At 46.8% G+C, this 7,914-nt stretch carries 5 protein-coding genes and 1 pseudogene; 1 reads left to right on the top strand and 5 read right to left on the bottom strand.

Translation table 11 applies throughout. The features are described from left to right. Positions 1–117: 117 nt before the first annotated feature. On the bottom strand, positions 118–2,721 hold the full coding sequence (gene gyrA, locus ACEW9J_RS20625) for a DNA gyrase subunit A (protein ID WP_373546969.1): 2,604 nt from the start codon (positions 2,719–2,721) through the stop codon (positions 118–120). A 267-nt stretch (positions 2,722–2,988) separates the two neighbouring features. Between gyrA and ACEW9J_RS20630 the strand changes: the two genes are divergently transcribed. After that, positions 2,989–3,849: a restriction endonuclease gene (locus tag ACEW9J_RS20630; RefSeq protein ID WP_373546970.1), complete on the top strand. Its 861-nt coding sequence runs from the start codon at positions 2,989–2,991 to the stop codon at positions 3,847–3,849. Positions 3,850–4,272: 423 nt separating this feature from the next. Here ACEW9J_RS20630 and ACEW9J_RS20635 read toward each other — a convergent pair. The 4 genes and pseudogenes from ACEW9J_RS20635 to ACEW9J_RS20650 all read right to left on the bottom strand — a co-directional run bounded on the left by ACEW9J_RS20635 (position 4,273) and on the right by ACEW9J_RS20650 (position 7,523). Beyond that, a pseudogene (locus ACEW9J_RS20635) lies at positions 4,273–5,889 on the bottom strand (glucose-6-phosphate isomerase). A 162-nt stretch (positions 5,890–6,051) separates the two neighbouring features. Beyond that, positions 6,052–6,510: a cupin domain-containing protein gene (locus ACEW9J_RS20640; protein ID WP_373546971.1), complete on the bottom strand. Its 459-nt coding sequence runs from the start codon at positions 6,508–6,510 to the stop codon at positions 6,052–6,054. Between the two features lie 135 nt (positions 6,511–6,645). Next, a complete protein-coding gene (locus ACEW9J_RS20645; protein WP_373546973.1) occupies positions 6,646–6,927 on the bottom strand; it encodes a CopG family transcriptional regulator in 282 nt (93 codons plus the stop codon). A gap of 365 nt (positions 6,928–7,292) precedes the next feature. Continuing rightward, positions 7,293–7,523, bottom strand: coding sequence for a hypothetical protein (locus tag ACEW9J_RS20650; RefSeq protein ID WP_373546972.1), 231 nt, complete (start codon positions 7,521–7,523; stop codon positions 7,293–7,295). Between the last annotated feature and the right edge of the window lie 391 nt (positions 7,524–7,914).

Raw genomic sequence — 7,914 nt, forward strand, 5'->3', positions numbered from 1 at the left:
CTCCCCCTTATCAATGTGGGGCTCTACTCCCTCCCCTTAGAAAGGGGAGGGCTGGGGTGGGGTAAGACGGGATTTCGATTGTGCCGATGTGGTATGGCTACGATCGAATCTAGAGATTTAGACTTCTTCTACTTCGACTGCATCTACATCTACAACATCTAGCTCTAGATCCTCTTCACCATTTGAGGCTGGAACGATCGCTACTGCCATGATTGCATCATCATCATCTAGCTTCTGGACTCGTACCCCAGTTGCCATCCGCGATTGAGGTGAGATGGCGTTGATGGCTTGACGGATGATAATGCCGCGATTGGTGACGATCATCATTTCCTCATCGGCATTAACTACCCGCAGAGCGGCTAACCTGTCGCCTTTTTTGCGGAACTTGATCGCGAGTACGCCCATCCCGGCGCGATTTTGGAGGCGGAATTGAGTCACTGGTACCCGTTTGCCTAGTCCTCCAGTTGTAACGACCAGAATCCACGGCCCTTCACCTGCTGGAACTGTCACATCTTCGGCAACAGTATCGTCGATATCGTCTACCCCTGGATCTTCACTCGCCGCGACCATCTGGGCGATGACTTGACTTGGCAAGATATCCATACTGATTAGTTCGTCACCCTTCTTGAGCGACATCGATTTCACGCCGCGTGTGGCGCGTCCTAATGGTCGGAGTTGATCGCGATTGGTGCGGAAATGGATTGTCATCCCATTGCGAGTACCGATAATCGCGCTGTCAGTTTCTTTAGCACGACGTACCCAGCGTAAGCCATCGCCGTCTTCGAGTGAGATGGCAATTAAACCATTAGCGCGGACGCTGGCAAATGCGGAAATTGCGGTCTTTTTGATGAAGCCCTTCTGCGTGAGCATAATTAGGTATTCATCATCGCTGAATTCGCTTACAGGTACCACGGAGGTGATCTTTTCCTCGCGCGGAATCGGCAACATTTGGACGATCGGGAGTCCGCGTGCCGTGCGGGACGAGACGGGAATTTGGTAGGCTTTGACTGTATATACTACCCCGCGATCGCTAAATAGCAGGATGGTATCGTGATCGCAGCAGGTGAGGAAATGCTCGATCGCATCTTCTTCTTTCATCCCCGTGCCTTTTTTGCCCCGTGTAGCGCGGCTTTGAGTCTCGAAGGTGCTGACGGGCATCCGTTTGATATAACCCTGCTCGGTGACGAGGATTAGGGATTTTTCATTGGCGATGAGGTCGGTATCTTCTAAATCTCCTTCGCCATGCTCGATTAGGGTGCGGCGAGGGGTGGCAAATGTGGTCTTAATTTCGGCGATTTCGATTTGGATGATGTCCAGAATCCGTTCCCGCCGAGCGAGAATATCTTTGAGATCGGTAATCTTAATCGTCAGCTCTTCATGCTCTAGGCGAATTTTGTCAGCTTCTAAAGCTGTCAGCCGCCGTAGCTGCATCTGAAGGATCGCATCGGATTGAAAATCAGACAGTTCAAATCTTTCGATCATCTCCTGTTTGGCTGTAGCTGAGTCCGCCGCACCCCGAATCAGGCGAATTACTGCATCTAGGTTGGCTAGCGCAATTAATAAACCTCCCAACAGGTGATCGCGCTCTTCAGCTTTGCGTAGCTCGTAGCGAGTCCGACGCGTAATCGATTCGATCCGGAAGTCGAGGAAGACTGTCAGGAATTTTTTGAGGCTCAGGAGCTGGGGTTCGCCATTTACCAACGCCAGCATGTTGCAACCGAAGTTGGTTTGGATCGGCGTTTGCTTGTAGAGATTGTTTAGAACTACGCGAGGATAAGCATCCCGCTTGAGTTCGATCACGATCCGCATCCCATCGCGATCGCTTTCATCCCGAATATCCGAGATTCCCTCTAGTTTATGGTCGTTAACCATTTCGGCGATCCGTTCGATCAGGGCTGCCTTATTCGTCTGGAAGGGCAACTCTGTAATGATAATCGCTTCTCGATCGGGTCTGCCTTTATATTCTAATGTTTCAATATTAGCCACCCCGCGCATGACGATCGAACCGCGCCCAGTAGTGTAAGCTTCCTTAATCGGCGATGTGCCCAGGATCTGCGCTCCTGTGGGAAAATCAGGGCCAGGGATATATTGCATCAATTCGAGATCGGTAATCTCAGGATTGTGGATCAATGCCACTACACCATCGATTAACTCACCCAAGTTATGCGGGGGAATATTTGTCGCCATCCCGACAGCAATTCCCGATGAGCCATTGAGTAATAGCTGCGGAATCCGCGCTGGAAGTACAGTTGGCTCCTGTTGCGAACCGTCGAAGTTATCAGCAAAATCTACCGTTTCCGCTTCGATGTCCCGCAATACGGCATCCATCGTCAAAGCTTGCAAACGACACTCGGTATACCGCATCGCCGCTGGCGGATCGTTATCCACCGAACCAAAGTTACCGTGTCCGTTAATCAACGGATTTCGCATCGAAAAATCTTGAGCCATCCGCACCAGCGCGTCATACACGGCTGTATCACCGTGAGGATGGTATTTACCCAGCACTTCCCCGACTACCCGCGCGCACTTTCGGAATGGTCGATCGGCTGTCAAACCTAATTCGTGCATCGCATACAGGATGCGGCGGTGGACTGGTTTTAAACCGTCTCTGGCATCGGGAAGTGCCCGCCCTACGATTACGCTCATGGCGTATTCCAGGTAAGAGCGAGACATCTCAAGTCGTAGATCTGTAGGGACGATTCGCTCTTGGGAAGTAGTCATGAATTGCTCCGTCCGGCTTGATAATTGTGCTGTGTCACTAGTTCAATTTTATCACATTTAGGGGGGTACGTGTATGCTGATTCTTGCGGCTAGAAGGCTCTCTGGATACTGGGAAAGAGTGGTTGACTCGATCGATCTGATTCAGTTTGTGAAACTCAACTTAACTTATCGACTGGTTCCAAATATGGGAATATGCAGAGGCGATTACCTCCGGTAGGCTACGCCAACGATAGTACTCAACTTAAAACTTCAGATTCCCCTCTATTTATGAAACAATCCAAGTCTGTGGCTCCTACATTCGACTCAATGTTTGTACCGACACTTCAAGCTTTGCAAGCATTGGGTGGATCTGGCACAACGGAAGAGATTTACGAACAGGTCATTCAAATTCTAAATTTGGCTGACAAAGTGCTAGAGGCTTTACATGGTAATACGTCTCAGAGTGAAGTCAAGTATCGACTGAGCTGGAGTCGAACGTATCTGAAAAAATATGGACTCATCGAAAATTCAGGTCGTGGAGTTTGGTCTTTAGTATCAACGTCAGCAGATATTAAAACAATAGATCGAAAAGATATTGTTAGAGTAGTTCGAGAATCTGAAAAATCTAAAATTGTCCAAGCAGATACTTTAGAAGAAACTGTTGAGCCGATTGAAATCATCGAAGAACTCGCATGGCATCAACAACTTCATAAGCTGTTATTATCGCTCGATCCTGCTGCTTTTGAACGTTTGGCACAACGGCTATTGAGAGAGTCAGGTTTCGTTCAAGTACAAGTGACCGGAAAGTCTGGAGATGGTGGTATTGATGGCGTAGGCATTGCCAGAATTAACGGTTTTTTAAGTTTTCATGTATTATTTCAATGTAAGCGTTATCAGGGTTCAGTGTCTGCTAGTCATATCAGAGATTTCCGTGGAGCTATGCAGGGTCGTACTGATAAAGGTCTATTTATTACAACGGGCACTTTCACCAGAGATGCTATCAAAGAAGCGACAAGAGACGGGGCACCACCCATAGATCTAATTGATGGAGAGCAATTAGTTCAACGGTTAAAAGAATTGGGTCTTGGTGTTAAGATTGAAATGGTTGAATCGATCGAGGTAGATATAAATTGGTTTGCGAAGATTTGAGTATAGTCAAATTTACAGCACAGCTAACTGCTAAAGTTCTACTGTAAGATCGATTGTAGGGGTAGATTTATGCTAGAAATTACTGCAACCACCAATAAGTTTCAAGCAAACCTGTCCAACCCCACCAATAACCCGAAGGTAATTATGATTTGAATGTTAATGGTGGGTGAGGGCGGGTTTGTACGATAGAGATCGTTACACACAAGATTAATTGCATAAACCCGCCCCTACAGATCCTACATATGAAAAAACAGATCGTTTACCCAGATAGCGATGGGCAAGCGATGGCAGATAATACCAAGCAATTCCAAGAGATTGAGAAAAGTAAACGGGATGCCAAGCTCCGAGAATTAGATATCGATGCACACACATTGATAATCTATCAAATTAGGATAGGGGCAATTCATAAATTACCTCTACCCTCTACCCTCTACCCTCTACCCAAGCTACTCGCAAACTACCTGGTTTAGCAGGATCGCCAGTGAATGTAACACCGCGATCGTTCGATTGAAGATGACGTAAAATCTTGTAGATTGCTTCTACTCGATCGGGTGCGCCAATTTTAGCGGCTAATTCTGCTAGTGTAATTGGAGCCGCGATCGTGGTTTCTTGTAGAGCCTTGACAGCATCGGTTTGCAACTGAAGGATGACGGCGGCAGCTTTTTTCCCTGCTTCTACACCTGGTTGATGGTAAGCATTGACATTGACGATCGAAGCATATATACCTACAGCCCTTTCGTAGAGGGCGATCAGGGCACCAACCGTGTGAGGAGTGACGGCAGGAATAGTTACTGTGATGGAGTCGCGGTGATTTTCATACAGGGCTTGACGGGTGCCTTGGAGGAAACCAGAGAGATAGTCGCCACTAGTTACACCTGGATCGATTTCAGGCGAGTTGCCCTCGCGATCGTGTAATACTTCGATAAATGTCAGGAAGAAATTCGCGATTCCTTCCCGCAATTGTTGGACGTAGGCATGTTGATCTGTCGAACCTTTATTCCCATAGACGGCGATGCCCTGATAGACTTTATTGCCATCGAGATCGTCTTCTTTACCCAGGGATTCCATGACTAATTGCTGGAGATAGCGGCTAAATAATAGCAAACTATCCTTGTAGGGTAAAACCACCATATCTTTTTCACCTTTACCATTGCCCGATGCGTACCAAGCCAGCGCGAGTAAGGCGGCGGGATTGGTTTTAATTTCGGGCGTGCGGGTGGCGATGTCCATTTCTTTGGCACCTGCCAACATCCCGTGGATGTCAATGCCCTGAAGTGCGGCAGGAAGTAAGCCGACGGAGGATAATTCCGATGTTCGTCCGCCTACCCAGTCAGGCATCGGGAATCGAGCAATCCAGCCTGCGGATGCGGCAACTTTATCGAGATGGCTGCCCACACCTGTAACTGCAACTGCATGGCCAGCGAAATCGAGACCCTGGGCACTATAAACAGCCTGGACTTCAATCATCCCATTCCGAGGTTCTGGCGTGCCTCCAGACTTGGATATGACCATGACGAGGGTCGTACTGAGCTTGGATTGAATCCGACTGAGGACTCGATCGATCCCCGCCGGATCGCTATTGTCGATGAAGTGAATAGTTAACGGTGCGTCAGTGGGAGCTAGTGCTTCCGATACAAATTGTGGCCCCAATGCGGAGCCACCAATCCCAATTGTAATCAGATCGGTAAATTTGCCACCTTGAGGTGGATGGATGGCTCAAGATTGGACTTTACGAGCGAAATCATCGATCGATTCGATCGTGCTGGTAATTTCGGTAGCAATTGCTGGCGTGGGCGCGAGTTCGGGATTGCGGAGCCAATAATGTCCCACCATCCGGTGTTCGTCAGGATTGGCAATCGCCCCCGCTTCCAGCGCGACCATATCCGCAAATGCCTTAACAAACTTGGGCTGAAGTTGGGAAACCAACGCATCATCAAACCGCATCCGGCTGATATCAACATACAAGCCCAACCCTGCGTGATAATACAACCAATCTTGATATCGCTGCCATAGCAATGCCCCTGTTGCCACTGTTGCCATCACTCAACCTCATTAAAATCTAAAAATTCTACGGCGATCTCATTTGCCCTGTCATTAAGATACCAGCCTGATGGGTGTCAGACTGGATATCTTTACACAAAACATTAGATTGTCTTGTGCAAATTGAGTAGAGCTAGGCAAAATTCAACACCGATTGAGTCCTTAGTTTGTGCCAATCATCTCAAAATCGGCGAAGTCAAATCCAGGCACCACCACACAAGCTACTAGTGCATATCCTGCCTCACCAGCAATTGGTGTAGCTCTTTGCCAATGGTTGGGCGGCACAACCGCTTGGAATGTATAATCTCGCCCGAGGTGGATGATTTGTGATACTTCGTCTAAAGTCTCCGCCATGACCAACTCTAGTGAATCTCCCGCTTGATGAAACCATAATTCCGCAGATCGCACCCGATGCCACCGCGAGCAATGACCAGTAGGCAGTAGAAATAAAATCGAGGTACCAGCCGATCGATTTCCTGTATATTCGTCGGGTAAAACCGATTGGGGTAAACAAAGATTCGACCGCCAAGTTTCACGATAAAATCCGCCTTCGGGATGCGGCTGCAATTGCAATTTGTCAATTAGCTTGACGATCTCGGTGGGGAGTGAAGTGGGAGGCATGAATATTTAAAATATCAAAATTGATAGAGCTTATTGTCAAGCTTGTTGAATATCGAAATCTTTCCGTGTCGGTAAGTCCATTGCTAGAGCTAAGGCAGCCGAAATCTGTTCCATCGAGGAGATCGAGAGACTGCCTCAGTAGTCACCAAAACGAGATTTTGATAAAATTCTGACCTGTTGTGCTAAAGCAAACTCTGCTTCCATTTGCAGTACCTCAGCTTGGTACTCATCATCTTGAGCCATCTGCAAGAGATCCGCATCAATTTCTGCGCGTCGAATCAATGCTAATTCTCTCTGAATAGCTCTAGCGATTAATTCATTGCGGCTCTTTGCCTTGCAATCTGTTACCGCTCGATCTGTTGCTGCTAATAATGCTATCGGTAGTGCGATCGTCGTTCGGGTATTTGCGCTGTGCATCATATTTGATGTCTAAAAGCTGATGATAACTGATGACTAATCATACATTAATACTGATGTGCGCTCGCGATCGATAGAGGTAAAAAACAGATGCAATGGATGCAATGCTTTCTCAACATAGGTTTTAGCTGGTACTGCCCACCCTACCTCTCTACCTCAACGAGAGCGATCGCATATTTTACCCTACCGATCGATCTCAATTTAATCGATCTCGTAACGTGACAGAGGCGATCGACATGAGCAAATAATAGATGAAAGGCTTGCTTTGTATCAGCTTTGCTCGTGAGTACTGCCTACCTAACAAAATTTACTACAAAATTTATTCTGTGTATTGAAAATGTCGAAATAGCTAGAAAACTAGACTTTTAACCCAGATATCTAGTTTCTATTGGCTCTTCAATGACTTGTCCATTATCCGATCGTTTGATTTGGTAAGCCTTAGCTGTTGGTCTTGAAGCAACGACTTCGACAATTTGTTGCCCTTCAAACAGCACTGCTACTTCATCATCGATTGCATAGTTTTGGTCGGCTATTTGTTGAATATCTGCTGGCAGAGTAGCATAGCATTTCCAGAATCTCTTGGTTGTATAGTGCATTAGAGCATCCGGCTATCGCCGCTTTCCAGTTCTGCCAACGCTTCTTTGGCAAGGAAATCTAGCTTCCCTGCGGCAACATCTCGTTCGATTTGTTTATCCTAGTTCTGTTCGTCTAAATCTAAAACCCATTCTGCAAGTTTGCTCAAATCTTGTGGTGATAGTTTGAGAATCGCAGATTCAATCTCTTCAACTACTGTCAACATTGTTTCTAAAGGTGGTGTTTTGCTCTATTTTACAATAAATCATATATCCCACATTCCGCACTTCAGATTTTACGACAATAAATTCATAGCCAAAATTAACTGAGAATTATATTTACGACATTTGCGACATCAAAAATACAATAAAATGAGCATGACAATTTCTAGTCTTTGCCTATCTTCAAAAACTA

This window comes from Chamaesiphon sp. (assembly GCF_041737865.1).
Taxonomy (GTDB): domain Bacteria; phylum Cyanobacteriota; class Cyanobacteriia; order Cyanobacteriales; family Chamaesiphonaceae; genus Chamaesiphon.

Excerpts from the sequence above, each read along its gene's own strand:
- ACEW9J_RS20630 (WP_373546970.1), top strand. The coding sequence starts at position 2,989 with ATGAAACAATCCAAGTCTGTGGCTCCTACATTCGACTCAATGTTTGTA.
- gyrA (WP_373546969.1), bottom strand. The coding sequence starts at position 2,721 with ATGACTACTTCCCAAGAGCGAATCGTCCCTACAGATCTACGACTTGAG.
- ACEW9J_RS20650 (WP_373546972.1), bottom strand. The coding sequence starts at position 7,523 with ATGCACTATACAACCAAGAGATTCTGGAAATGCTATGCTACTCTGCCA.
- ACEW9J_RS20640 (WP_373546971.1), bottom strand. The coding sequence starts at position 6,510 with ATGCCTCCCACTTCACTCCCCACCGAGATCGTCAAGCTAATTGACAAA.
- ACEW9J_RS20645 (WP_373546973.1), bottom strand. The coding sequence starts at position 6,927 with ATGCACAGCGCAAATACCCGAACGACGATCGCACTACCGATAGCATTA.